Source organism: Pseudonocardia oceanicola (assembly GCF_047200735.1).
Taxonomy (GTDB): Bacteria; Actinomycetota; Actinomycetes; order Mycobacteriales; family Pseudonocardiaceae; genus Pseudonocardia.
In genome coordinates this window covers 23537-47188 of sequence record NZ_JBJZON010000010.1, presented here as the reverse complement: position 1 = coordinate 47188, position 23652 = coordinate 23537, and the positions used below count along the sequence as shown (strand labels likewise).

At 74.7% G+C, this 23652-nt stretch carries 21 protein-coding genes; 4 read left to right on the top strand and 17 right to left on the bottom strand.

Annotated elements, in window-relative coordinates; all coding sequences use genetic code 11:
- The first annotated feature begins 82 nt into the window (after window positions 1-82).
- From ACL02T_RS16280 to ACL02T_RS16270, 3 genes are all read left to right on the top strand, one after another.
- The gene (locus ACL02T_RS16280; RefSeq protein ID WP_412831562.1) at window positions 83-1420 is read left to right on the top strand and encodes a ferredoxin reductase family protein; all 1338 of its coding nucleotides are present in this window, start codon (window positions 83-85) and stop codon (window positions 1418-1420) included.
- Window positions 1421-1549: 129 nt separating this feature from the next.
- The gene (locus ACL02T_RS16275; protein ID WP_412831561.1) at window positions 1550-2875 is read left to right on the top strand and encodes a DUF4142 domain-containing protein; all 1326 of its coding nucleotides are present in this window, start codon (window positions 1550-1552) and stop codon (window positions 2873-2875) included.
- On the top strand, window positions 2875-3855 hold the full coding sequence (locus ACL02T_RS16270; protein ID WP_412831560.1) for a hypothetical protein: 981 nt from the start codon (window positions 2875-2877) through the stop codon (window positions 3853-3855). Before ACL02T_RS16275 ends, ACL02T_RS16270 begins: the two co-directional genes overlap by 1 nt.
- Window positions 3856-3923: 68 nt before the next feature.
- Here ACL02T_RS16270 and pyrE read toward each other — a convergent pair whose 3' ends face one another.
- From pyrE to clpB, 7 genes are all read right to left on the bottom strand, one after another.
- Window positions 3924-4508: an orotate phosphoribosyltransferase gene (gene pyrE, locus ACL02T_RS16265; protein ID WP_412831559.1), complete on the bottom strand. Its 585-nt coding sequence runs from the start codon at window positions 4506-4508 to the stop codon at window positions 3924-3926.
- Window positions 4509-4511: 3 nt separating this feature from the next.
- A complete protein-coding gene (locus ACL02T_RS16260; RefSeq protein ID WP_412831558.1) occupies window positions 4512-5282 on the bottom strand; it encodes an SDR family NAD(P)-dependent oxidoreductase in 771 nt (256 codons plus the stop codon).
- A gap of 10 nt (window positions 5283-5292) precedes the next feature.
- Window positions 5293-5991: a TtfA family protein gene (locus tag ACL02T_RS16255; RefSeq protein ID WP_412831557.1), complete on the bottom strand. Its 699-nt coding sequence runs from the start codon at window positions 5989-5991 to the stop codon at window positions 5293-5295.
- A 162-nt stretch (window positions 5992-6153) separates the two neighbouring features.
- Window positions 6154-7092 carry a hypothetical protein gene (locus ACL02T_RS16250; RefSeq protein ID WP_412831556.1) on the bottom strand — a complete coding sequence of 313 codons (939 nt, stop codon included), beginning with the start codon at window positions 7090-7092 and terminating at the stop codon, window positions 6154-6156.
- A complete protein-coding gene (locus ACL02T_RS16245; RefSeq protein ID WP_412831555.1) occupies window positions 7089-7415 on the bottom strand; it encodes a hypothetical protein in 327 nt (108 codons plus the stop codon). Before ACL02T_RS16245 ends, ACL02T_RS16250 begins: the two co-directional genes overlap by 4 nt.
- A 34-nt stretch (window positions 7416-7449) precedes the next feature.
- Window positions 7450-7776 carry a YbaB/EbfC family nucleoid-associated protein gene (locus ACL02T_RS16240; RefSeq protein WP_412831554.1) on the bottom strand — a complete coding sequence of 109 codons (327 nt, stop codon included), beginning with the start codon at window positions 7774-7776 and terminating at the stop codon, window positions 7450-7452.
- Between the two features lie 74 nt (window positions 7777-7850).
- Complete coding sequence (gene clpB, locus ACL02T_RS16235) at window positions 7851-10463, bottom strand: ATP-dependent chaperone ClpB (protein ID WP_412831553.1); 2613 nt, start codon at window positions 10461-10463, stop codon at window positions 7851-7853.
- 185 nt (window positions 10464-10648) lie between these two features.
- Between clpB and ACL02T_RS16230 the strand changes: the two genes are divergently transcribed.
- On the top strand, window positions 10649-11125 hold the full coding sequence (locus tag ACL02T_RS16230) for a hypothetical protein (protein WP_412831552.1): 477 nt from the start codon (window positions 10649-10651) through the stop codon (window positions 11123-11125).
- A 37-nt stretch (window positions 11126-11162) separates the two neighbouring features.
- On the opposite strand, the gene ACL02T_RS16225 is transcribed toward ACL02T_RS16230, so the two are convergent.
- The 10 genes from ACL02T_RS16225 to ACL02T_RS16180 form a co-directional block, all read right to left on the bottom strand.
- Window positions 11163-11645, bottom strand: a complete 483-nt coding sequence (locus ACL02T_RS16225) for a heat shock protein transcriptional repressor HspR (protein WP_412831551.1) — start codon at window positions 11643-11645, stop codon at window positions 11163-11165.
- A gap of 28 nt (window positions 11646-11673) precedes the next feature.
- Complete coding sequence (dnaJ, locus tag ACL02T_RS16220) at window positions 11674-12882, bottom strand: molecular chaperone DnaJ (RefSeq protein ID WP_412831550.1); 1209 nt, start codon at window positions 12880-12882, stop codon at window positions 11674-11676.
- A gap of 37 nt (window positions 12883-12919) precedes the next feature.
- Entirely contained in the window at window positions 12920-13654 is a 735-nt protein-coding gene (gene grpE / locus ACL02T_RS16215) for a nucleotide exchange factor GrpE (protein ID WP_412831549.1), read from the bottom strand.
- Window positions 13651-15525: a molecular chaperone DnaK gene (dnaK, locus tag ACL02T_RS16210; RefSeq protein WP_412831548.1), complete on the bottom strand. Its 1875-nt coding sequence runs from the start codon at window positions 15523-15525 to the stop codon at window positions 13651-13653. The genes grpE and dnaK overlap by 4 nt, the downstream gene beginning before the upstream one ends.
- Before the next feature lie 283 nt (window positions 15526-15808).
- Window positions 15809-16258, bottom strand: a complete 450-nt coding sequence (locus ACL02T_RS16205; RefSeq protein ID WP_412831547.1) for a hypothetical protein — start codon at window positions 16256-16258, stop codon at window positions 15809-15811.
- Window positions 16259-16296: 38 nt separating this feature from the next.
- Window positions 16297-17310 (bottom strand): C40 family peptidase, encoded by a 1014-nt coding sequence (locus tag ACL02T_RS16200; RefSeq protein ID WP_412831546.1) that lies wholly within the window; start codon window positions 17308-17310, stop codon window positions 16297-16299.
- A 4-nt stretch (window positions 17311-17314) separates the two neighbouring features.
- Window positions 17315-17902, bottom strand: coding sequence for a hypothetical protein (locus ACL02T_RS16195; protein WP_412831545.1), 588 nt, complete (start codon window positions 17900-17902; stop codon window positions 17315-17317).
- Window positions 17892-19850 carry a hypothetical protein gene (locus tag ACL02T_RS16190; RefSeq protein WP_412831544.1) on the bottom strand — a complete coding sequence of 653 codons (1959 nt, stop codon included), beginning with the start codon at window positions 19848-19850 and terminating at the stop codon, window positions 17892-17894. The genes ACL02T_RS16195 and ACL02T_RS16190 overlap by 11 nt, the downstream gene beginning before the upstream one ends.
- Entirely contained in the window at window positions 19847-22948 is a 3102-nt protein-coding gene (locus ACL02T_RS16185; RefSeq protein ID WP_412831543.1) for an ATP-binding protein, read from the bottom strand. Before ACL02T_RS16185 ends, ACL02T_RS16190 begins: the two co-directional genes overlap by 4 nt.
- On the bottom strand, window positions 22935-23651 hold the full coding sequence (locus ACL02T_RS16180) for a hypothetical protein (protein WP_412831542.1): 717 nt from the start codon (window positions 23649-23651) through the stop codon (window positions 22935-22937). The genes ACL02T_RS16185 and ACL02T_RS16180 overlap by 14 nt, the downstream gene beginning before the upstream one ends.
- Window position 23652 lies beyond the last annotated feature (1 nt).

Below are 23652 nucleotides of genomic sequence, written 5' to 3'. Positions count from 1 at the left end.
CGGGCCCGCGCCGGGCGCCGTCGCCCGGCGGGCCCTTAAGCTTCCGTACCCCTGCGCCGGGCCTTGCCTACCGTCCCTCGCCGTGGACAGGACGACGGTCTCGGCGGCCCCGGCGGCGGGCGCCCGTGCAGCATGGGTGACGGCACTGCTCGTGGTGCTCGCGGGCCCCGCGGTGGCGCACCTGCTGACGACCGAGCCCATGAGCATGTGGCGGCAGCTGTCGTCCGTCACCGGTCTGGTGGCCCTCTCCGCGCTGGTCTGCACGGCCGCGCTCCCCTCCCGGCTGCGCGGGCTGACCCGGGCCTTCGGCATCGAGACGGTGCTCGGGCTGCACCGCCAGCTCGGGATCCTCTCCGCGATCCTCATCGCCGTGCACCTGGCGGCCGTCGTCGCGGCCAACCCCACCCAGGTCGGGCTGCTGATGGTGCAGAGCGCACCGAACCGGGCCCGTGCGGCGGTCGCGGCGACGGTGTCGATCGGGCTGCTGGTCGTGCTGGCGATCTGGAAGCGCAAGATCAACCTGCGCTACGAGGTCTGGCGCTGGCTGCACGTGATGCTCGCCGTGTTCGTGCTCGGCGGCAGCGCGCTGCACGTGCTCTGGCTGCAGCACCTGGTCAACGACGCCGTGATGGGCCCGATCCTCACCGCGCTCGGCCTGCTCGTCGTGGTCGTGTTCGCGGCCCGCTGGTGGGGCAAGGCGGTGCTCGACCAGGGTGGTGAGTTCACCGTGCAGGCGGTGCGGGCGGAGAACCCGACCGTGACCACGCTCGTGCTCTCCCCGCGCGAGGGCGGTGAGGGACTGCGGTTCGCACCCGGCCAGTTCGCGTGGGTGCGGCTGCAGCGATCGGCGGTGGAGGAACACCCCTTCACCATCGCCAGCAGCGCACACGACCCGCGGTACACCGAGTTCACCATCCGCGGCACGGGCGACTTCGCGACCGGCGTGCGGGACCTGCGCGCCGGGGAGTCGGTGTGGGTCGACGGGCCCTACGGCTCGTTCACCTGCGACGACGTCCCGGCGGCCGGGCTGGTCCTGATCGCCGGCGGCGTGGGCATCACCCCGATGATGAGCATGCTGCGCACGGCCGCCGACCGAGGTGACCAGCGGCCGCACCGGCTGATCTACGTCGCCCGGGACACCGGTGACCTGCTCTTCCGCGACGAGCTCGCGATGCTGCGCCACTACCTCGACCTCGAGGTCACCGAGGTTCTCCGCCGCCCTTCCGCGACGTGGACGGGCGCGACCGGCGAGATCGACGTCGCACTGCTGACCACCGTCCTGGACACCCTCGACGTGTCCGCCCGCAACGACTACTTCCTCTGCGGGCCGCCCTCCATGGTCTCCGACGTGCACGGCGCGCTGACCGTGATGGGCGTCCCCGACGACCACATCCACACGGAGCAGTTCGACATGGCCTGACCCCCGATCACCCGCCGGCCGGTGCCGCCCGGCGGAGCACGACCCGCACCACCGCACGACCCGGCCACGCTCCCCCTCGCGGCCGGCACGCACCCGCTCCCGACGGGCCGCTCCCCGAAAGGTCCCCCGATGTTGCACCGCATCCCGCGCTCCGTGCGCTGGGCCCTGCTCGTCGCCGTCCTCGGCGCCGTCATGGTGTCCGTCCTGCAGTCCTGGACGACCGGCGCGCCCGGCACGGGCGGCTGGCAGCAGACCCAGTGGGGCCCGCTCGGGCCCGCCGACCGCGACCTGCTGATCAAGGTCCGCCAGGCCGGGCTGTGGGAGCTGCCCACCGGGCAGCAGATGTCCCAGCAGGCCACCAACCAGCAGGTCCGCGAGACCGGGGCGCACCTGGCCGAGCAGCACGCCGTGCTCGACCAGATCGACCGCGACACCGCGGACAAGCTGGGCGTCCAGCTGCCGAGCCGGGCCACGGACCAGCAGATCGCCTGGATGAACCAGATCTCGCAGACCACGGGCACGGACTACGACAAGGTCGCCGTCCAGCTGCTGCGCCAGGCGCACGGGATCGTCCTGCCGGTGATCGCGGAGGTGCGCGTCGGTACCCGCAACGAGCTGGTCCGCCAGTTCGCCGACACCGCCTTCCAGTACGTCACCGGGCACATCGCGATGCTGGAGGCGACCGGACTCGTCGACTACTCGGCCCTGCCCGAGGCGCCCTCGCCCGGCCTGCTGAGCGGCTCCACCAGCCCGGCCGACATGATCGTCCCCGCGATCGTGTTCCTGGCCTGTGCCGCCGCGGCGATCGGCCTGCTGGTCACGCTGCGCCGCGGCAAGAAGAAGGCACCGGCCCCCGCCGCGCCGGCCACCGGTCGTCAGCTCGCGGCCCTGCACTCCGCCCCGGTGCTCACCATCCCCGCACCGCGCGGGGAACCCGCGCCGGGCCGGCGGGGGAAGGGCGCGTCGCTGCCGATGGGGGGCGCCGCCACGGCCGCCGACGGGGCGACCTCCACCGGCGGGCACCGCGCCCGGCGCCGCGGCTCCCGCAGCGGTGGGGTGCGCGTCGACGACTCGGGCGGCCTCCGCGTCGACGACTCGGGCGCCTTCCGCCGTGCCGACACCGGCGGCCACCGGCTCGGCCGTCCGGCCGGGGACACCGGCGGCCACCGGGTCCGCAACGCGGCCGACTCCGGCGGCTACCCGGCCGCCCGCGCGGCGACCGCGGTCAGCGACTCCGGCGGCTACCCGTCCGTCTCCGACACCGGCTCGCACCGCCGGCGCCGCGCCGCCGACACCGGCGGGTTCCGCTTCGACGACCTGCTCGGCTCCGGCCGGGCCGACACGACCGGCGGCCAGCCCGTGCCGCGCACGACCGACACCGGCGGCCACCGGTTCGACGAGTACGACCCGGCCGCCCGCTCCCCCCGCACCGCGACCCGAGGAATGACCCACTGATGGCAACCCGGACCGACACCCCGAACACCCCCGAGAACCCGCGCGTCGGGCGCACCGCCCGCTCCGCCGGCCTGCGCCGTGTCCTGCTGGCCACCGCGGCCGCCGCCATGGTCATGGTCCCGACGGCCTGCGGGTACGCCGAAGCCTCCGACCGGATCTCCTCCGGTGGCAGCGGGCACGGCGCGCACGCCACCGCCCCCGTCGCCGACCGCGAGGACCAGCCGGGCACCGCGCAGGACCCGGCCCAGGACGCGACGGGCGAGCAGGACGCGCAGCGCGGCCGCGGTGAGGAGAACCGCGCCGACCGGGCCGACGAGAACGCCCGCAACGGGCAGGGCCGCGGCGCCGGGCAGGAGGCCCCGGCCGAGGGGCAGGACGCCGAACCGGCCGCGGACGAGGGCGGCGACCAGGACGCCGCCGGGGGCGGCGAGAAGATCAACGGTCTCGACGTCCTCGCCCGGGACTGCTCCCGGAGCGAGCTGGCCCCGCACGACGGTTTCCAGAAGGGCGACCGGTGCGTGTCGACCGCCTTCGGCGAGGTGGGCGACGCCGACCGGAACCCGACCCTGCTGATCACGAAGTTCCCGCAGCAGGTGCAGGAGGGCCAGGCGTTCAGCATCGACGTGACCACGCGCAACCTCAAGCGCGACCGGTTCCTCGGCGCCGCGGCCGGCGGCTACTACCTGGAGAGCTCGCTGCTCGACGAGAACGGCATCCAGCGCGGCCACTTCCACACCGCCTGCCGGATGATCTCGCTCGACGAGGCGCCCGCACCGGGCGAGAAGCCGGCCTTCTTCGTCGCCACGCAGGACAACCAGGGCGGCGCGGGCGAGAGCACGGTGACCGTCGACGTCACCGGGCTGCCGAAGGGCGTCGCGCAGTGCAGCTCGTGGGCCGGTGACGGCTCGCACCGCATCCCGATGATGGAGCGGGCCGACCAGACCCCGGCCTTCGACTCGGTCCGCATCCAGGTCGTCTGACCCCGGCCGGCGGCGCCCGCCGACCCGGAGACCCGGTACGACGGCCGGGAATGGGGCGGGGCGGCGGGCTACAGCCCCAGGTCGGCGAGGCCGAGGAGCGCGCGGTACGGCGCGCCCTCGGCCTCGATGGCTTCCCGGGCCCCGGTGGCCCGGTCGACGACCGTGGCCACGCCGAGGACGCTGGCCCCGGCCTCGCGCACCGCGCGGACGGCCTGCAGCACCGAGCCACCGGTCGTGGAGGTGTCCTCGACGACGAGCACGGGGCGGCCGGAGACGTCCGGGCCCTCGATCAGCCGCTGCAGCCCGTGCTCCTTGGTGGACTTGCGGACCACGAACGCGTCGACCGGCGGGACCTCGGGGTCCGCGGCCCGCTCGGCCGCGGCCGCGTGCAGCACGGCGTCGGCCACCGGGTCCGCGCCGAGGGTCAGCCCGCCGACGGCGGTGTAGCCCCAGTCCGCGGTCAGCGTGCGCAACAGCCGGCCGACCAGCGGCGCGGCCTCGTGGTGCAGCGTGACCCGGCGCAGGTCGACGTAGTAGTCGGCCTCGCGGCCGGAGGACAGCGTGACCTTCCCGTGCACGACGCCGAGCTCGCGCACGAGCTCGGCCAGCCGCAGCCGGCCGGTGTCGTCGGTGGGGTCGGTGGCGGTGCTCATGCTTCAGCGCTCCCGGTCGAAGGTGGCGACCAGCCGGCGGACCACGCGGCGCGGCAGCACGCCCACCACCGACGAGATCGCCTTGTACTGCAGGCTCGGCACGGACAGGACGCGGCCGTCGGCCAGGTCGGCGAGACAGTCGTCGACCACCCGGGCGGCGTCGAGCCACAGCGGCCCGGTGCGCGCGCCGACGTCGATGCCGGCGCGCTCGTGGAACTCCGTCCGGACGAACCCGGGGCACAGGGCCAGTGCCCGCACCCCGGTGCCGGCCAGCGACGCGGCCACGCCCTCGGTGAACGCGGTGACCCACGCCTTGTCGGCGGTGTAGGTGGAGCCGCTGCCCGGCAGGAACCCGGCCACGCTCGAGACGTTGACGATCGCGCCGCGACCCCGGTCCACCATCCCCGGCACCACCGCCCGGGTCAGCTGCAGCACCGCCGTGACGTTGAGGTCGTGCTGCACCTGCAGGTCCTCGGCGGAGGTGGTGAGGAAGCCGCCCCGCTGGCCCATGCCGGCGTTGTTGACCAGCAGGTCCACCGGCGAACGGTCCGGGTCCGCGAGCCTGCGGACGACGCGGGCGCGCTCGTCCGGCACGGTGAGGTCGGCGGGCAGGACCTCCACCGACACACCCGCCTCGCGGTAGCGCGCGGCCGCCTCCTCCAGCCGGTCGACGGTGCGGGCGACGAGCACGAGGTCGCGGCCCTCGGCGGTGAGCCGGTCGGCGAAGGCGGCACCGATGCCGGAGGTGGCGCCGGTGATCAGGACGGAGGGCACGCGGGCGACACTAGTCCGCCCCGGGGCCGGGCTCAGCCGCCCGTGGTGCGGCGTGTGCGGTCAGCGCCTGCTCGAGAGCGGTCGCGACCTCGGCGAGGTCGGCGAGCAGGTCCTGGCCGCGTTCCGGCGAGACGTCGGCCGGCGCGGCCGCGAGCACCCAGGTGTCCTCGGCCCAGAGCAGCTCGATGTCCTCGCCCACCGCGTCGGCGGCGTCGGCCACGCGGTCGGTGAGCAGCGGGCGGATGGCGTCGGCGTCGGAGACGAAGGAGTACCGCTCGCCCACCGGCTCGAGCAGGTCCAGCCCGGCCCCGTCCGCCTCGGGGAGCGGGGCCGACGGCAGCCGCAGCTCGACGGCCGCGGGCAGCGCCTCGCGCAGCTGCACCGCCACCACCGCCGCGTTGACCCGGCCCTGCTGCTCGTGGTCGAAGATGAACCCGGGCCGGCCGCCCTCCGGGGTGGGCACGGTGCCGCTCGCCAGGTTGCGGGCGATGCCCGGCCCGCCGTTCTGCACGGTCCCGTAGCGCCAGCGGCTCGGCAGCACCGGGTCGCTGTCGAGGTACTCCCAGTCGTGCATCGCGGCCCAGCGCTTGCGGTCGCGCACCCCGGTCTCCCCGGCCCCGCCGCGCCGGCGGTCGGCGAGGAGCAGCGCGGCGCCGACGAGCAGCGCGACCACGGCGATCACGAACCAGACCCACGACGGAACACCCACGTGGTGACCCTAGCGCCGCAGGGCCGGATCGTCCGGGAACGCCACGATCACCCGTCCGGGGAGGACGGTCGACGCCGCGGGACGCGCGGTGAACGGTGGTCCGGGCACATCGGTCGGTGCGCACCGGCCCAGGACGGACCCGGAGGTGATCACGGGAGGTGATCACGGGGGTGCCGCCGCCCAGCCGGCCCGCACGCCGTCGACCTTCGCGCCCTCCTTCCCGGTCTCGACGACGGCGTCGCGCCCGAACCCGAGCAGCGCGTCACCCGGCCCACCGAGGGGTTCCAGGACCCGGGCCGCGGCGGGCACGGCGGAACGCTGCGCGAGGCGGGCGAGCGGGTCGAGGAGGACGCCGAGGGCGGCCCGCGCCTCGTCCAGCCAGGTGAGCAGGGCCGCGACGTTCCCGGCGATCCGCGCCGCGAGCGCAGCCGCCTCGCCGACCGCGGACGCGACCGCGAGCGGGGTGAGGGCCCCGGCGCTCGCGATCGAGGCGAGCGCCCAACGGGCGAGATCCCACAGGAAGCCGGCGACGGTGTCCCGGACGAGTGCCCGCTCGGCGCCGACCGTCGCCCCGACCTCCAGGAGCCGGTCCGCCACGGCGGCGCAGTCGGCGGCGAGGCCGCCCAGTGCGGCCGCGTCGCGGGCGGCGGCCGCGCGGGCGGCCCCGGCCGCGGATCCCGTCCAGGCCCCGAGGTCCGGACGGCCCCGTGCCGCCGCCTCCGCGGACACGGCCTGCGCCCCGCGTCGCCAGTCCGTCGCCCGTGCGACGATCTCGGCCGGGTTCCCCGCCAGCCGGTCGAGGGGCTCGCGCAGGAACCCGACGTGCTCGATCAGCCACCCGATCCCGGCCGTGGCGAGCTCGCCGAACGGATCCGCGACGAACCCGAGCGCGTCGAGCCCGGCACCCGCGGCCGTCCACGCCAGGGCCCCCGGGTCGGGCCGATCCGCCTCCGCCGCGGCCGCGACGTCGGCCACGCTCGACGCGAGCCCGGCCCCGTCGAACGGCCCCGGCGCCTGGGCGGGGGTCGGGACGAAGAGCGGCGGGTCGCCGGCGGCGGGCGGGGCGGAACCGGTCCTCCCGGCGTCCGCCGGGGCGGTCACGGTGCCCCCGGCCCGGCCGCCGCCCGCTCGAGGGCGAGGGCCGCGGCCAGGTCCGCCTCGCGGTAGGCCACCGCCGCCTCCCGCGCCGACGCCGCCGCGCGGACCAGGCCCCGGCGGGCCGCCTCCAGCGCGGCGACCCCGGCGCCGGCCGCCTCGCTCGCGGCGCCGGCGAACAGCCTTCCGACCAGCCCGAACGCGTCGGGGGACAGTGCGGTCGGGCCCGGCGCCCCGCTCGCGAGCCGCCGTTCGGCCGCGTCCAGCGCCGCCGCGTGCGCCTCCAGGGCCGCCGGCTCCACCGCGAAGCCCGCGCACCCGCCACTCACCGCTGCTCCACCGCGAAGCCCGCGCACCCGCCGCTCACCGCTGCTCCAGCAGCGGGCCGAGCGCCGCGGTCGCCCGGCGGGAGACCTCCGCGACGGCCCTCGCCGTCGTCGCCATCACGAGCTCGGCCAGGGCACCGCGATCCAGCCCGTCCGCCGCCGCTCCGAACGCGAGCCCGGTCAGCGCGCCGCTGCTGTCCACCGTGGCCCGGACGGCGCCGTCGGGGCTCGCGGCCGTGGACGTCAGCTCCGCGATCTCGGCCCGGGCGTGCTCGGCGCGCCCCCGCAGCTCCTCGATGCGGCGCCGGTAGTCGGCGAGCCAGGCCTGCCCGTCGCCGGGAACACTGCTGCTGGGAACACTCATGGGCGCGGACCGTAGGGGTCACGGCCCGCGCCCACGGCGCTTCGCGACGATCACTTCACGATCGTCAACGAACCTCAGACGGCGGCCGGCACGCCCCGCCCGACGATCAGGCCGCCGGTGCCGCCCTCGGCCGTCGGGTCGAGGTCGACGCGCACGGTGTCGCCCTCGCGCACGGCGCCCGAGAGCAGCTCCTTCGCGAGCTGGTCGCCGATCGCGGACTGCACCAGCCGGCGCAGCGGGCGGGCGCCGAAGACCGGGTCGAACCCGTTCATCGCCAGCCACTCGCGGGCGCCGTCGGACACGTCGAGGGTGAGCCGGCGCTTCGCCAGCCGCTGCCGGAGCACGTCGAGCTGGATGTCGACGATGTGCGTGAGCTCCTCGGTCGACAGCGCGTGGAAGACCACCACGTCGTCGAGCCGGTTGAGGAACTCCGGCTTGAAGTGCCCGCGGACCACCGCCAGCACGGCGTCCCGCCGGCCCTGGTCGTCGAGCCCCGGGTCGGCGATCGCCTGGCTGCCCAGGTTGGAGGTCAGCACCAGGATCGTGTTGCGGAAGTCGACGGTCCGGCCCTGGCCGTCCGTCAGCCGGCCGTCGTCGAGCACCTGCAGCAGGGTGTCGAAGACGTCCGGGTGGGCCTTCTCCACCTCGTCGAACAGCACCACCGAGTACGGGCGGCGCCGCACGGCCTCGGTGAGCTGGCCGCCCTGGTCGTAGCCGACGTAGCCGGGAGGGGCACCGACCAGGCGAGCCACGCTGTGCTTCTCGCTGTACTCGCTCATGTCGATGCGGACCATCGCCCGCTCGTCGTCGAACAGGAACTCGGCGAGCGCCTTGGCCAGCTCGGTCTTGCCGACGCCGGTCGGGCCGAGGAACAGGAACGAGCCGGTGGGCCGGTTCTCGTCGGCGATCCCGGCGCGGGCCCGGCGCACGGCGTCCGAGACCGCTCGCACCGCCTCCGTCTGCCCGACGACCCGCTTGCCCAGCTCGTCCTCCATGCGCAGGAGCTTCGCGGTCTCGCCCTCGAGCATCCGGCCGGCGGGGATGCCGGTCCAGGCGCTCACGACGTCGGCGACGTCGTCCGGCCCGACCTCCTCCTTGAGCATGACCTCCTCGTGGCGCTCCACCACGGCGGTCTTCTCGGCCAGCTCCTTCTCCAGCTGCGGGATGCGGCCGTAGCGCAGCTCCGCGGCGCGGCCGAGGTCGCCGTCGCGCTCGGCGCGCTCGGACTCGCCCTTCAGCTGCTCGAGCTGCTCCTTGAGCTCACGGGTGGACTCGATCGCCGTCTTCTCGTTCTGCCAGCGCGCGGTCAGCGCGGAGAGCTCCTCGCGCTTCTCGGCGAGCTCGGCCCGCAGGGCCTGCAGCCGGTCCTTCGAGGCCTCGTCGGACTCCTTGGCCAGCGCCATCTCCTCGATCTCCAGCCGGCGCACGGCGCGCTCGACGGTGTCGATCTCGACGGGCCGGGAGTCGATCTCCATCCGGAGCCGGGACGCGGCCTCGTCCACCAGGTCGATGGCCTTGTCCGGGAGGAACCGGGCGGTGATGTAGCGGTCCGAGAGCGTGGCCGCGGCGACCAGCGCCGCGTCCGTGATCCGGACGCCGTGGTGCACCTCGTAGCGCTCCTTGAGCCCGCGCAGGATGCCGACGGTGTCCTCGACACTCGGCTCGCCCACCAGCACCTGCTGGAAGCGGCGCTCCAGGGCCGGGTCCTTCTCGATGTGCTGGCGGTACTCGTCGAGCGTGGTGGCGCCGACCATCCGCAGCTCGCCGCGGGCGAGCATCGGCTTGATCATGTTGCCGGCGTCCATCGCACCCTCGCCGGTCGCCCCGGCGCCGACGATGGTGTGCAGCTCGTCGATGAAGGTGATGATCTCGCCGGCGGAGTCGGTGATCTCCTTGAGGACGGCCTTGAGCCGCTCCTCGAACTCGCCACGGTACTTGGCGCCGGCCACCATCGAGCCCAGGTCCAGGGCCACGACACGCTTGCCGCGCAGCGACTCCGGGACGTCGCCCGCCACGATCCGCTGGGCCAGGCCCTCGACGATCGCGGTCTTGCCGACGCCGGGCTCGCCGATCAGCACCGGGTTGTTCTTGGTGCGTCGGGACAGCACCTGCACCACGCGGCGGATCTCGGTGTCCCGCCCGATGACGGGGTCGAGCTTGCCCTCGCGGGCCCGCCCGGTCAGGTCCTGGCCGTACTTCTCCAGTGCCTGGTAGGTGCCCTCGGGGTCCGGGCTGGTGACCCGGGACGAGCCGCGGACCTTGCCGAAGGCCTCGCGCAGCGCGTCGGGGGTGGCACCGTGCCGGCGCAGCAGCTGGCTCACCGGGCCGCCCTTGTCGGCCAGGCCGACGAGCAGGTGCTCGGTGGAGACGTACTCGTCGCCCATCTCCGTGGCGAGCTGCTGGGCGGCACCGATCGCGGCCAGCGCCTCCCGGTTCAGCTGGGGCGTGGCCACCGTGGAGCCGGAGGCCGACGGCAGCCGGTTGCCGAGCTGGGTCAGCTCGGCGCGCACGGCCGCGGCGTCCGCGCCGACGGCGGCGAGCAGTGGAGCGGCGATCCCGTCCCCCTGGGCCAGCAAGGCGCCGAGCAGGTGGGTGGGACCGACGTCCGGGTTGCCGGCCAGCGCGGCGGCCTGCGCGGCCGCCGAGATCGCCTGCTGGGTCCTGGTGGTGGGGTTGAAGGAATCCATCCCCGTGTCTCCTCGGATCGTGCGGTCTCCGGGCACCCTCGGTGCCCTCTCGTAGTGCTCAACGACAGGAAAGTTGAGTGTGTTCCGCTCAATGCGGAAAAACTCCGCGCGGTGCACCACGGCGTCGTGCGGAGGGCGCCGTCGCAGCGGGACGTGGACATGATCGGCGCACTAGCGTGGCGGGCATGGCAGAGAACGTCGTGGTGGTGACCGGCGCCGAACCCCGGGAGGTGCTCGACGCGCTCGCCGCGCTCGACGGCGCCGGCGCACTCGAGCTGCGGGCCGCGGCGATCGTGCACCGCGACACCGAGGGCACCCTGTCCCTCGACCACGAGACGGGCGACGCCGTGTCCTTCGCCGAGCGGCACCCCCGCCTCGGCGCGCTGGTCACGCTGCTGCTCGGGCCGATCGACACCCTGCTGTTCGGCAACCAGCTGGTCTCGCTGTACGGCGCCGCCGAGCAGAGCCCGGAGGAACTGGCGATCGGGCACCTCGCCCGCACGGTGCCCGCCGGCGGCACCGCCGTGATCGCGGACGTCGACGAGCCGGACCCGGGGCAGCTCGACGCGAGGCTCCCGGGCACGGTCGTGGCGCGGCGGCCCTACACCGAGGTGGAGCGGGAGATCGAGGCGAGCCGCGAGGCCGGCCCCGAGAACGGCTGAACCCCGCACCGCGCGGTACGGGGTCCGGCACATCGGTTCAGTCCCGCGGGTCGGCTCGGCGGCGCGGGGCCCGCGGCTTCCACACGACGACCTGCGACCCCCGTTCGGTCGGGACCAGGTCGCGCCGGTAGGTCTGGTGCACCATCGAGGCTGCCTGCTCGGCCGCCGCGTGCGCGGCCGCCAGCTCCTCGCTCAGCTCCTCGACCCGGGCCCGCAGCTGGTCGACCAGCTGCTCCAGCTCGATGATCCGCTTGACCCCGGCGAGGTTCACGCCCTCCTCCTGGGAGAGTCGCTGCACCTCGCGGAGCAGCGCGATGTCGCGGGCCGAGTACCGCCGGCCGCCGCCGGGCGACCGGCCGGGGCTCACCAGCCCCAGCCGGTCGTAGCTGCGCAGGGTCTGCGCGTGCAGCCCCGACAGCTCGGCGGCGATGGAGATGACGAAGACCGGGGTGTCCTGTCCCGCGCCGGGCGGGAGGGCTCCCTCGGGACCGCGGCCGTGGCGGTCGTCACGGTCCGGCACGTCCCCTCACCTCATCCCTTCGCTGATCTCAGCGTTCGCCCGCGAGCAGGTCGGCCCGCGGGTCGAACGCCTTGGTGGCGTCCGCGTACTCCTGCAGCGCCTTCGCCGCGGCGTCGTCGAGCCGCTGCGGGATCGCGACCTCGACGGTGACGAGGAGGTCGCCGGCGCCCTTCTTCGCCTGCACGCCGCGCCCGCGGACCCGGAAGGTCCGGCCGCTCTGCGTCCCCGCGGGGATCTTGAGCGACACCGTGGAGTCGAGCGTCGGCACGGTGAGCGTGGCACCCTGGACGAGCTCGGGGAAGGTCACCGGCACCTTCAGGGTGAGGTCGTTCGGGTTCTTCGCCGAGCGCCCGAAGACCCGGTGCGGCGTCACGCCCATCCGCACGTACAGATCGCCGGGCGGGCCACCGAAGCGCCCCGGCTCGCCCTTGCCGGCCAGCCGGATGCGCTGGCCGTCGTCCACCCCCGCCGGCACGCGGACGGTCAGCGTGCGCACCTTGGTGCTCACCCCGTCGCCCCCGCACTCCGGGCAGGGCTCGTCGACGACCCGGCCGGTGCCGCGGCAGTCCCGGCACGGCTCGGAGAAGGCGAACGCCCCCTGGCTCCGGCTGATCACGCCCGCGCCGCCACAGATCGGGCAGGTGTGGGCGCCGGTGCCGGGCCTCGCCCCGGACCCGTGGCAGGTGTCGCAGGTCCCGGGCGAGGAGATGTTCAGCGTCATCGTGGCGCCGCGCACCGCGTCCTCGAACGGGATCGTCAGCCTGCTCTCGACGTCGGCACCCTGCTGCGGGCGCTGCCCGGCGGAGAAGCCGCCGGTCGTGCCCCCGCCGCGCGAGCCGCCGAACAGGTTGCCGAAGAGGTCGCCGAGGCCACCGGCACCGCCCGAGCCGCCCCCCTGGCCGAACAGGTCGCCCAGGTCGAACCCCTGGGCGCCGCCCTGACCGGAGAACCCGCCCGGGAAGCCCTGACCCCCGGGGAAGCCACCGGAGAACCCGCCGCCGGCGAAGAGCTTGCGGGTCTCGTCGTACTCCTTGCGCTTCTCCGGGTCGGAGAGCACGCCGTAGGCCTCGGAGACGGCCTTGAACCGGGTCTCGGCCACGGCGTCCCCCGGGTTGGCGTCCGGGTGCAGCTCGCGAGCGAGCTTGCGGTACGCCTTCTTGATCTCCGAGTCCGACGCCGAGGACGAGACGCCCAGCTCACGGTAGAAATCCTTTTCGATCCAGTCGCGCTGGGTCATCCCGCCTCCTTCCGGTGTGTCCCTGGTGGTCCCGGCCTCAGGCCGGGTTGGTGGGCTCGTCCGGCGAGGGTGCCGGGCCCGGCCCGCCGGCCGGGGCGTCGGGCACCTCGGCGCCGGCGGGCGCCTCGGACTCGGGCCGGTCCGCCACCATGACCATGGCGGGCCGCAACACCCGGTCCGCCATCCGGTAGCCCCGGCGCAGCACCGCGGTCAGCACCGTGACCGTGGGGCCGGGCGCGTCGGCCGGCTCGTGCTGGACGGCCTCGTGCAGGGCGGGGTCGAACAGCTCCCCGTCCGCGCCGAAGGACTCGAGCCCGAGCCCGGTCGCCACACCGACGACCTTGTCCGCGACCGACTTGAACGGGCCGTTCAGGTCGCCGTGCTGCTCGGCCCGCTCGATGTCGTCGAGCACGGTGAGCAGGTCGGACACGAAGGAGACACGCGCGCCCACGGCCACGCCCTCCCGGTCCCGGTCCACCCGGCGCCGGTAGTTGGCGTACTCGGCCGAGACGCGCTGCAGGTCCGCCGTGCGCTCCTCGAGCTGCTTCTCCAGGTCGGCGATCCGCGGGTCGTCCAGCTCGATCTCGGGCTCGGGCTCACCGCCGGGGGCGGCCCCGGCCGGGGCGCCGGCGGCCTGCTGGCCACCGGCGTCGGCCGAGGACCGGACCTCCCCCGTCAGGGGGTCGATCCGGCGCCGGTCGCGCACGCGGACCGGCTCCTCCTGCTCCCCCTCCGGGCCCGGCCTGCGGTCGGATCCGTACGGGGTGCTCACTTGTCCTTCTTCTCCTCGTCGTCGACGATCTCGGCGTCCACCACGTCGTCGGCACCGGCCTGCTGGCCGCCGGCGTCGCCCGCGGCACCCGGGTTCTCCCCGGCGCCGCCCGGGGCGCCCTCGGCGCCCGGCTGCTGGTAGAGGGCCTGGCCGAGCTTCTGCGACTCGGTGGCGAGCTTCTCCATCGCGGACTTGATCGCGTCGGTGTCGGTGCCCTTGAGGGCCTCCTGCACCTCGCCGAGGGCGGAGTTCACCGAGTCCTTGACGTCCGCCGGGACCTTGTCCTCGTTGTCCTTGACGAACTTCTCCGTCTGGTAGACGAGGGTCTCGGCCTGGTTGCGGACCTCGGCCTCCTCACGCCGCTTCTTGTCCTCCTCGGCGTGCTGCTCGGCCTCGCGCATCATCCGGTCGATCTCGTCCTTGGACAGCGCCGACCCACCGGTGATGGTCATGTCCTGGCTCTTGCCGGTGCCCTTGTCGACCGCGGAGACCTTCACGATGCCGTTGGCGTCGATGTCGAAGGACACCTCGATCTGCGGCACGCCGCGCGGAGCCGGCGGGAGACCGGTCAGCTCGAACATGCCGAGCTTCTTGTTGTAGGCCGCGATCTCGCGCTCGCCCTGGTAGACCTGGATCTGCACCGACGGCTGGTTGTCGTCCGCCGTCGTGAAGATCTCGGACTTCTTGGTCGGGATCGTGGTGTTGCGCTCGATCAGCTTGGTCATCACGCCGCCCTTGGTCTCGATGCCCAGGGACAGCGGGGTGACGTCGAGCAGCAGGACGTCCTTGACCTCACCGCGCAGGACACCGGCCTGCAGCGCGGCGCCGACGGCGACGACCTCGTCCGGGTTGACGCCCTTGTTCGGCTCCTTGCCGCCGGTCAGCTCCTTGACCAGCTCGGTCACGGCGGGCATGCGGGTCGAGCCGCCGACGAGGACGACGTGGTCGATGTCGCCGACCGAGATGCCGGCGTCCTTGATCACCTGGTTGAACGGCGCACGGGTGCGGTCGAGGAGGTCCGAGGTGATGCGCTGGAACTCGGCGCGCGACAGCGTCTCGTCGAGGAACAGCGGGTTCTTGTCGCTGTCGACGGTGATGTAGGGCAGGTTGATCGTGGCGCTCGAGGAGCTCGAGAGCTCGATCTTGGCCTTCTCCGCGGCCTCGCGCAGCCGCTGCATCGCCATCTTGTCCTTGGTCAGGTCGATGCCGTGGCTGCCCTTGAACTTGTCGACGAGCCAGGTCACGATCCGCTCGTCCCAGTCGTCGCCACCGAGGTGGTTGTCGCCGTTGGTGGCCTTGACCTCCACGACGCCGTCGCCGATCTCCAGCAGGGAGACGTCGAAGGTGCCGCCACCGAGGTCGAAGACGAGGATCGTCTGCTCGGTCTCGCCCTTGTCGAGCCCGTAGGCCAGCGCGGCCGCGGTGGGCTCGTTGACGATGCGCAGGACGTTGAGGCCCGCGATCTGGCCGGCCTCCTTGGTGGCCTGGCGCTGCGCGTCCTCGAAGTACGCCGGGACGGTGACCACCGCGTCGGTGACCTCCTCGCCCAGGTACGCCTCCGCGTCCCGCTTGAGCTTCTGCAGCACGCGGGCGCTGATCTCCTGCGCGGCGTAGGTCTTGCCGTCGATCTCGGGGGTCTGCCAGTCCGAGCCGATGTGCCGCTTGACCGACCGGAAGGTGCGGTCCGCGTTGGTGACGGCCTGGTTCTTGGCGGACTGACCGACGAGGATCTCGCCGTTGCGGGCGAACGCCACGACCGAGGGCGTGGTGCGGCTGCCCTCGGAGTTGGCGATCACCGTCGGCTCCCCGCCCTCCAGGACGGAGACGACGGAGTTGGTGGTCCCGAGGTCGATACCGACCGCACGAGCCATGGTGGGTGCCTCCGTGTCGAACTGTGTGGAACTGTCAGGTCCGTACCGCTGTTGAGCGGATCTGGCTCAAGTTTCGCGATCCGGCCGCTCGCCGTCAACTCGGCCTTGAGCCTCGGTCACTCAACTTGCTGCCCGGTCCAACGGACGACCTACCCGACTTGTTCCCCGCCGACTCAACTTTTCGTGCGTTGCGGACGCCACACCACGCGAGCCCCCTGGCCCGGAGCGCGACTCGCGACGAATTCGGGTGTCTAGTGCGAGGCCGAGAAAGAGGTAGAGGCGGTTACAGCACGGGAGCGGGCCGCGGCGGGGGGACCTCGTCCCCCGGGCGCGGGAGGCTCTCCTCGACCGGCGCGAGGGCCCGGTGACCGTCCGGGTCGGGCACCGCCTCGCCGGAGGCGTCCCGGTACTCCAGCCGGCCCTGGGGATCGAGGTCGGCGACGTACCCGGCGGCGGCCAGCTGCTCCTCGTCGAGGTCCCGCAGCAGCTCCCAGCGGCTCGGTACCACCCGGTAGTCCGGCCAGTCGAGGTGGCCGTAGGCGTCGTGCAGGTCGGCGAGCAGCCCCGCGAACACCTGCTGCCAGCGCAGCGGCATCGCCTCGGCGAGCCCGCGCGGCACGACCAGGTAGTCCGGGCCCGCGCCCGGGGCCGGGCGGTCGAGGTAGTCGGCGAGCGGCGTGGTCGAGCGCGGCCGGGCGGGGACGGGACCGGCGGGGCGCTCCGGGCGGGCCATCGTGCGTGCTCCCGGGGGACGGTTCGACAGCGGAGGGGTCAGACGGTGTTGGCGGGCGTGCCCGGGCGGGTCGCGAGGGGCACGAGCTCGGCGTAGTCCCACCTTACGGGCTGCACCCGGACGTTCCGCCCGCTGTAGGGCGCCTCCACCATCTGGTCGTTGCCCAGGTAGAGGAACACGTGGTGGATTGTCCGCGGGTCGGTGCGGTCGTAGGCGTAGAACATCAGGTCACCGGGCCGGGCCTGGCGGACCGGGACGTGGCCGCCGGCCCGGTACTGGTCCCGGGACACGCGCGGCAGCGTGATCCCCGCCTTCTCGAAGGCCCGCAGCATCAGACCCGAGCAGTCGTAGGTGTTCGGCCCGGTGGCGCCCCACACGTAGGGCTTGCCGACCTCGCCGAGGGCGAACTCGATCGCCGTGCGCGCCATCCCGGCCGGCAGCTCGGCGGAGCCCGGGCCGCAGCCGGTGGGGTCGGTGACGTCGCCGAGCTGCTCGACGAGGCTCGCCGCCAGGCCCTCCCACTTCGCGTAGGCGCTGGGGAACGCGGAGCGCTGGACGGTCTGCGCGGCCACCGTGACCGGCTGGTCCTCCCAGTTCGGGACCTTCAGCAACCGGTCGTAGAAGATCCGCGCGCTGTAACCCGGGTCGGTGACCTGGGCCGGTGAGCCCCAGCCCTGCGAGGGCCGCTGCTGGAACAGCCCGAGCGAGTCCCGGTCGCCGTAGTCGATGTTGCGCAGCGTCGACTCCTGCATCGCCGTCGCCAGCGCCACCAGCCACGCCCGCGGCGGGGCCTGCAGCTCCTTGCCGACGCCGATGATCGTCTCCGCGTTCCGCCGCTGCTCGTCGGTCAGCGTGTCGATCGTGGCCCCCGCCGCGCCCCCGCGCCCGACGGTCCCGATCGGCCCGATGCCGGCGTCGCACCCGCTGCTGGCCCGCGGCTGCTGCGCCGCGTTGGGGGCGAAGGCGAGGAAGCCGAGTGTCAGGAACACCACGAGCGCGACGCCGATCGCGACGAAGGGCAGCAGCAGCCGCAACGGCCGGAGCAGGCGCACCGCGTCAGGCCCGGTCGTAGCCGGCCACGCGCCAGCCGGCCTCGGTGTCGACGACCGTGACCTGCAGGGTCACCCCGTCCGTCGGGACCTCGGTGGTCACCGACGCAGGGGAGACCTGCAGCGCCCGCGCCGGGCCCGTGACCGTCGTGGCCGGGATGTTGGCGGGATCGACACCGGTGAGGGTGCCGACGTACTCCGGGGTCGTCCAGGGGATCAGCGCGTCCACCCACTGCTGGTTCGTCATGCCCTCGGGGTGGGTGGCCCACGCCGTGGCCCAGTTCTGCGCCACCTGCAGCGCCTCGGCGGGTGCGGCGGACAGCGGCAGCGTGGTGGGGGTCAGCGCCGCCACCGGGGGGAGGGCCGTCGGCGTGGGGGACGCGGGGGCCCGCGCGCCCGTGGTCGTCGTCGCACCCGGCCGATCTGCCGCCGAGGTCTGGGCGGGCGCGCGGAGCCCGCCCGTGGCGAGGCTGACCAGCACGGCGAGGGCCAGCACCACGACGACGGTGGCGCCGAGCCGCAGCGGGGTGCGCAGCGGCCACGTCCACACCGCCCGGTAGGCGGCCGCCCGCCCGCGCGGGGACCTAATCGGCATCGCGGCCCGTCCGGGCGGGGCGGTAGATCCGGTAGACCGGAACGCCGTCGACGAGCTCGGCGTCGACCGGGCGGGCCTGCACCGCCCGCGGGGCCGCCCCGTCCGACCGGCGGTAGATCACGCGCTCGTCGATCTCGCTCGGATCGGTGCGGGCGGGGTAGCCGCCGGTCGCGGCGGGGGCAGCCGGGCCACCGGCGGGCAGTGCCGGGCGGCGGGCGGCGGAGACCGCCGCGGCGTCGGTCCCGGTGACCTCGGCGTGCCGGCGCGGCGTCCGCGCCCCGGGCCCGGCCGGGGTGACGGTGGCCTGCACCGGGGCGACCCGCGAGTACTCGGCCTCGGGCCGCACGGCGTCGGGGTCGGTCCCGGGGCCGGTGCCCCGGCGCTCGTCCCACCACCGGCCCTGCCGGTCCTCGGGATCGGCACCCCGGACCCGCTGCCAGACCCGCGACATCGGGCCGGCACCGACCGCCGGCACGATGCCGCCGAACTGGTCCCTGGTCAGCGACACCATGGACACCAGGCGCCGGAAGGGCCGCGCGACCGCCCACAGCACCACCGTGACCACGCCGGTGACCAGCAGCGCGAGCCACAGGTCGATCCCGGCGCCGGGCCGGAACAGCGACACCACCAGCAGCGCGTGCAGCCCGGCGAGCGCGCCGACGATGATGGTGTTGACGATCGCGGCGCCCGCCACCCGCAGCAGCGCGGGGAGGATCTCCGGCTTCAGCACCGCGACGACCGCGATCGCGGGGGCGGTCATCACCATGAGCCGCAGCAGCAGCATCGCGACCAGCACCAGCACCTTGGACAGCAGCTGGAACAGCGCGATGCACGCGGCCTGCACCACGGAGAGCACGCCGACGCCGACCCGGCTCCCGGACTCGCCCTGGAAGTAGCTGTACCGGTCGCCCATCTGGCCGGCGAGCGTGGCGTAGTCGTTCTTCTTCTGCTCGGCCAGCTGCGGGGTGTCCCGGCCCTCGGCGACCTCGTTGATCGTGAAGGTCGACGCGCGCAGCAGCGGCCGGCCGAGGTCGGAGGCCTGCGGGACGTCCGGCGAGCCGAAGTTGCCCCGCAGCCAGTTCGTGTAGACGACCTGGTCGACCAGCACGGTCGGCAGCGTGTCCCGGTCGCCGAGGCCCACCTGCGAGAGGAAGCCCTCCTGCATCTGGGTGACGCCGTCGAGCAACAGCGTGTCCGCCGACCGCGCCCAGTCCACCGGGGCCAGGTAGGCCGCGCCGGCGAGCACCAGGGCACCCAGTGCGAAGGCCGCCCGCTGGGTCTGCCGGGCCAGCTCCCCGCGCATCGCCAGGACCAGCAGGATCACAGCGAGGATCACCAGCGCCACGCCGACCCAGAGCGTGAAGACCGAGTCGTACATGGCCCGGGTGGCCGAGGTGATGACGGTGTCGAGCGGGTCGAGCAGCGCCCCGCCGTCGGCGATCAGGTAGTGCGCCCAGTTGACGCCGCCGACGGCGAACTTGGCGACGTTGAAGGTCTGGTTGCCCAGCCACGTGTCCGTGGTGGTCGACGGGTCGAGGACGCCGCCGGCGCAGCCGAGGTCGTAGTTGTGCCAGGTCATCCCGGCGTAGCCGACCTCGCGGTAGACCGAGCCGGGCTCCCCGCCGTCCGGCCGCGGCGGGTCGATCGAGCCGACGAGGCCCGTGCCGGGGCGGTCCGGTTCGGGGGACTGCTTGCAGTCGAAGCCCTGCGCGAGGGCCGGGCTGCCGACCAGCCCGCTGCCCGCCACCACCGCGACGACCAGCAGGAGGGCGGCGCCGCGACGGCGGCGCGGCGGGGCCCCGGGCTCCGCGCGGGACCGCCGGCGGCGGGCCCCCGCCACCACGGCGGCAACCAGGACGAGGAGCACCGCCACCAGCCCGGTGGTCCCGCCGGTCGACGCGGGGACGGACGCCGGGTAGGGCGCCGTGAGGAGCACGGGAGCCGTCACCGCCCGCCCTCGCCGGGGGCGCCGGATCGGGCGCGCAAGGGGTCGCCGTCGAGGTCCTCCCCGGCCGCCGGCCCGTGGTCGCCGTGCAGGTCGCGGCCGTCCGTGCCGCGGTGCCCGTTCCCGGCCGCCGCGGGCTCCCCGACGGTCGTCGGCTCGGCGATCTCCTCGTCGTCCAGGTCCGCCCAGCCCTCCTCCAGGTCGTCGAGGAGGTCGAGCTGCTCGTCGTCGAGGGAGTCCTCGGCCGGCGACCCCGGCACCACCTGCACCCCGGTGTCCCAGCCCGGCCGCCCGGGGCCGACGCGGGTGGCCTCGCCGGTGCGGATCTCGGGCGCGGAGAGGTCGACGGGGTCGAGGTCCTCGTCCAGGTCGATCCCGCCCGGCGGCACGACGACCTGGCGCGCCCCGACGGGGCGCGGCTCGTCGGGCGCCCGGCCGGAGTCCGCGGCCAGGACCGGCGCACCGCTGACGGAGACCCGGCTGGCGTCGGGGTTGGTGTCGAGGGCCTCGCGCACGTGGTCGAGGTGCGGCGCCTCGAGGTCGATCCGGATCTTCTCGACGCCGCCGTGCCCGTCGGCGAACACGAACTGGCGGGGGGTGTCGTCCGGCCGGTCGTCGTGCCGCGGGCGCGGGGACAACGTGCTCAGCATCTGCTCGTAGCCGACGCCGGTGGGGACCCGGAGCAGGCGCAGCGCGTCGGTCTGGGCCTCCTCGTCGTCCGTGCGGCCGACGAACACGGCGTTGACCAGGGACGCGAAGCCGGAGACCCGGAGCAGGTCGCCGGCCAGCTGGGAGGCGAACAGCGCCCGGACGTTGAACTTGCGGGAGTCGCGGGCGAGCCGGTCGATCAGCACCTTGCCGGTGGGCACCTGGGAGAGGAAGTGCGTCTCGTCGAGTGCGACGCCCTTGCGGAGGTTGCGGTCGGCGTCGTAGATCGTCCGCTGGGTCAGCCAGGAGGCCAGGTTGAGCAGCTCGACGGCCAGCGCCTCGTTGTCCGTCCACTCCTCGCGCGGGCTGCCCGGCCGCGGCAGCGTCATGCCCTGCATGGTGAGCACGGTCAGCCGGTAGTCCCGGTCGGCGGCCCACGGGTCGTCCCGGCTGGTGTCCGGGAACAGCAGCGCGGCCTGGGGGAGCTCGCGGCGCTCCTCCAGGAAGTCCGCGACCACCCCGGCGTGCTCCTCGCCCTCGCGCTGGTGGCGGCGCAGGGCGTCGATGACCAGGCCGGGGTGCCGGTCCGGGGCGCCGCCGACCTCGCGCACCGCGCGGAGCAGCACGATCCGGGTGTGCGGCAGCCGGGCGACGTCGTAGGGCAGCAGACCGGTGAGCACGTCGAGCACCAGGCGCCGGCGGGTGGCGGCGGCCAGCGAGCGCTCGCGGCGCCAGGACCGCTCGGGGTCCTCGTCGTCGGCGAAGTGCTCGGGCCGCGGCTCCGCGACCACGCGGTACGGGTTGAGGATGCCCGGGTCGGCACGCAGCAGGTTGATGTGCCGGGAGAAGGAGGCCAGCTCCGGCAGCCGGGTCAGCTCGGCCAGCGGGCCCGACGGGTCGAGCACCGTCCAGCGCGCACCGGCGCGGAGCGTCTTGTAGACGATCAGGCCGGTGAGGAAGGACTTGCCGGACCCCAACCCGCCGACGACGGCGGTGAGGCCCGAGGCCCGCCGGACCTCCTGGGCCAGCCACGGGTCCCAGGCCACCGGCCGCCGGGTCGCCGTGCAGGTCTCACCGAGCATGATGCCGCGCCGGTCGCCGACGCTGGCCGTGGCGGCGGGCACGGCGGCCGCCGCCCAGGTCACCGATCCCCGACGGCGGTAGGCGGTGGACGCCAGCGCCTCGCCGGGGATGAACTCGCGGGCGTAGCGGTACTGCGCCTCCGGGTGCTCGATCTGCACCTTCGGCGAGTACAGGTCCAGCACCTGCTGGGCCCGCAGGACGGCCTCGCCCTCGTCCGGCCCCGACACGGCGATCCGCCACCAGCCGTAGAGCCGGGTGTTGAGCCGGGTCAGGCCGCTGGTCAGCTCGTCCTCGACCTCGAGCACCCGGTCGGCCTGGCGGGCCAGCGACATCGGCGGCTCGAGGTCGTGGTCGTGGGTGTAGTGCCGGATCTGGCTGCGCACCTTGCCCATCTGGCGCTGCAGCTCACCGGTCACCTCCTCGGGCCGGCGGACGTACATCCGCGCCGACCACTCCACGGGGAAGGGGAGCCGGTCGGAGTGCTGCATCCACGGGTCGTCGACCTCCGGGATGCGCAGGCCCTCCATCAACCCCAGCGAGAGCACGGCGACGTCGCGGGTGACGGTCTGCCCGCGCACCCGGCCGGTCACCTTCACCGTGGGGGCGTAGGGCTCCTGGTGCAGCTCGACGCCGTCGGTGAAGGCGGCGAGGTCCTCCTCCTCCCACCGGCTCACGCCGACCGGGACCGAGGACAGGCTGCGCGGCGCGGGCAGACCCAGCGCGACCGAGCGGTGCATGAGCCACGCCATGTCCGACGCCGACGCCGGCACCGCGTCGAGCCCGGAGCCGGCCACCAGCGCGTCGAGGTGGTTGAGCTCGGACTCCAGCGCGGAGAGCTCGGCGCGCACGGCCGCGGGGACGACCCTGCCCAGCACCGGCGCCGCCCGCTCGACCCACCGGTCGATCATGCTGCGGCCGGAGACCTCGACGCCGAGGAACACCTCCTTGTCGCTCATGGAGAGGCCCATGAGGTGGCGCTGCTCGCCCTCCAGGAAGCCGTCCCAGCCCAGGGCGCCCGGCACGTCGGGCATGCGGCCGAGGGCGTTCTTGTCGAAGGACTCCGCCCACATGTGCACCGGGTAGGGGCGAGTGGTCACGCGCAGGTGCAGCCACCGGCCCTGCAGCTCGCCGAGCTGCGCCGCGATCTGCCGGATGAGGATCTCCCGCTGGCCGTCGCTGCGGAAGCTCCAGGCCTGCGGGGAGAGCCGGTACCAGGCCATGACCTGGGTCGCGGTGCGTGTGACGTGCCCGTCGATGCTGCGCAGCGCGATCGTCGGGCTGAACCGGGGGAGCTTGGCCTCGCCCTGCAGGGCCCGTCCGGCGGGACGGCGTCCGTCACGGTAGGGATCGCGCTTCTCACGCGCGGCCACGGCCGGACCACCCCTTCCCCCGGTTCGCGGCCTCGCGGCGCTGGGCCGAGGTCGCCCAGGGCTGCGGGGCGGCGCCCGGGCGTCCGCTCCGGCGCGGCGCGGTCCGGACCGGCGCGACCTCGCGCGGCACGGGTGCGACCTCGACGACCTCCGGGACCGGCGCGGCCCCGACGACCTGCGCGGTCGGCACGGGGTCGACGACCTGCGGGACCGGCGCGGGGTCGACGACCTGCGCGGCCGGCGCGGGGGCGGGCTCGGCCGGGCCGACCCCCGGCCCGGTCGGCGCGGGCCCGGACGACATCGGCCACTGCGGGACCGCGGGCGGGGCCGGGTGGCCGCGGCGGGGCAGTGTCCGACGGGCTCGCAGGTGCGCGAACCGCACCGGACCGCCCGCCCCCTGCCGGCGCCGGCGCGGCCCGGTGACCTCGTGCCGGAACAGCTCCGCCACCTGTCCGAGCGGGCGCTCGTAGTCGATCTTCTTACCGAGGAACCGGGTGACGAACACGGTGAGCACGACCGCCCAGGCCACGGAGAAGAAGTCCAGCCCGATGCCGATCCGGCGCTGCAGGAACATGATCAGGATCATCACGAGCAGGCCGACACCGTAGGAGACGTAGCGCGCGCGCCACGGGAAGGTCGCGCGCGGCGGACCCAGCCAGACGGAGTCGACCCGGTAGACCTCGTCGTCGGTGCGGACGAGCACG

Excerpts from the sequence above, each read along its gene's own strand:
- ACL02T_RS16230 (WP_412831552.1), top strand. The coding sequence starts at position 10,649 with ATGGCAGAGAACGTCGTGGTGGTGACCGGCGCCGAACCCCGGGAGGTG.
- clpB (WP_412831553.1), bottom strand. The coding sequence starts at position 10,463 with ATGGATTCCTTCAACCCCACCACCAGGACCCAGCAGGCGATCTCGGCG.
- ACL02T_RS16205 (WP_412831547.1), bottom strand. The coding sequence starts at position 16,258 with ATGGCCCGCCCGGAGCGCCCCGCCGGTCCCGTCCCCGCCCGGCCGCGC.
- pyrE (WP_412831559.1), bottom strand. The coding sequence starts at position 4,508 with ATGAGCACCGCCACCGACCCCACCGACGACACCGGCCGGCTGCGGCTG.
- ACL02T_RS16270 (WP_412831560.1), top strand. The coding sequence starts at position 2,875 with ATGGCAACCCGGACCGACACCCCGAACACCCCCGAGAACCCGCGCGTC.
- dnaK (WP_412831548.1), bottom strand. The coding sequence starts at position 15,525 with ATGGCTCGTGCGGTCGGTATCGACCTCGGGACCACCAACTCCGTCGTC.
- ACL02T_RS16275 (WP_412831561.1), top strand. The coding sequence starts at position 1,550 with ATGTTGCACCGCATCCCGCGCTCCGTGCGCTGGGCCCTGCTCGTCGCC.
- dnaJ (WP_412831550.1), bottom strand. The coding sequence starts at position 12,882 with ATGACCCAGCGCGACTGGATCGAAAAGGATTTCTACCGTGAGCTGGGC.
- ACL02T_RS16240 (WP_412831554.1), bottom strand. The coding sequence starts at position 7,776 with ATGAGTGTTCCCAGCAGCAGTGTTCCCGGCGACGGGCAGGCCTGGCTC.
- ACL02T_RS16195 (WP_412831545.1), bottom strand. The coding sequence starts at position 17,902 with ATGCCGATTAGGTCCCCGCGCGGGCGGGCGGCCGCCTACCGGGCGGTG.